We start from the raw sequence: 1,148 nt of genomic DNA on the forward strand, positions 1-1,148 counted from the left end.
TTAGCTAAAAGTAAGGAAAAAGGATGGTTTGTTTGGTTTCAGTACCATTAAACTGCTATTTCTTATAATATGAACAGGGCAGGTTAGTAGAAGAAGGATTATTTATGTGGTTCAAGGAAAATAATCTTTGATAGGGGTGATAAAGTGGAAACAAATGTTTTATTTTATAAAATTCATAAGGGAACGGTTTCAACTGAGAATTATGTAAATTGGTCTCACAGTCTATTGAAAAAAAATGCATCATCACCATCCTTAAATATTCTCTCTTCCTTTTCATTCGATGATAATCTATTTGAAGTCGAAGTGTATTTTAAAAGAGCATTAGAAGAGTTGGTAATTAAAGAGCCAACCTTTGAGATATGTGCAAGAGCTTACATAGGTCTTTTAACAAGTAAAATCATAAAAGCTAATGACTATACAAAGATATTTGAATTGGCACATAGGATATTTCAAATTGTTGCTACGGAATTAGATAGTTCAGATGACCTTTTTGTTTGGTTTGAAATTAGTGAAATGATTGATAGGCTTGATTTTGATGATAAATCTTTTGTGTTGAATGAGGACGATGTAATATCAAGAATAAAGAATGAGGCTCAAATCTTACAAAGATTAAATCATTGATATGCCTTATTGTGCTAACGGATGCGTTTCTTCAAAAGCAAGAGACGCTTTTTTACTACGGAGCAGAATCGTTGGCGAGGAAGACAATAATGATATCAGTTACTGTATAACTTGCCTTTATATCAGTGAAAGTTATGGCACAGTACCAATGAAATGTTTAATTAACATGGAAGGATAGCCACTAGACTAATGAAGAATCAATCAACCATGTAAGGCAGATTTTTATCGATTAATAAGGTTCTTGTGAGACTAATAGAGGTTCACCTCCAACGGGAGGCACCGACTTATTGAAACGGAAGAATTGAGACACTGAAGGAGTAACGATTTCAGAAGTGTCGATGGTATTTGTATCAAGAAGAAATGATAAGATTGAGTTATTCAATGTATTTTTAATGAGTCATTATGCGTCTCGCTGCAAATTAAGGGACGGAATTAGTGAAATAAAATAGAGATATTAAATGTAACGAAATTGAAAACATAGAAAAAATATGATTGCTAATAAAAATGAAATGATAAGTGCTATATTT

Annotated in this window: 1 protein-coding gene; it reads left to right on the forward strand. The window is 32.0% G+C overall.

Annotated features, from left to right (window positions below; genetic code table 11):
• Positions 1–144 precede the first annotated feature (144 nt).
• A complete protein-coding gene (locus V7068_RS21145; RefSeq protein WP_499714429.1) occupies positions 145–621 on the forward strand; it encodes a hypothetical protein in 477 nt (158 codons plus the stop codon).
• The last annotated feature ends 527 nt before the right edge of the window (positions 622–1,148 follow it).

The sequence above is a fragment of the Bacillus sp. JJ634 genome, assembly GCF_036962285.1.
Lineage (GTDB): Bacteria > Bacillota > Bacilli > Bacillales > DSM-1321 > Peribacillus > Peribacillus asahii_A.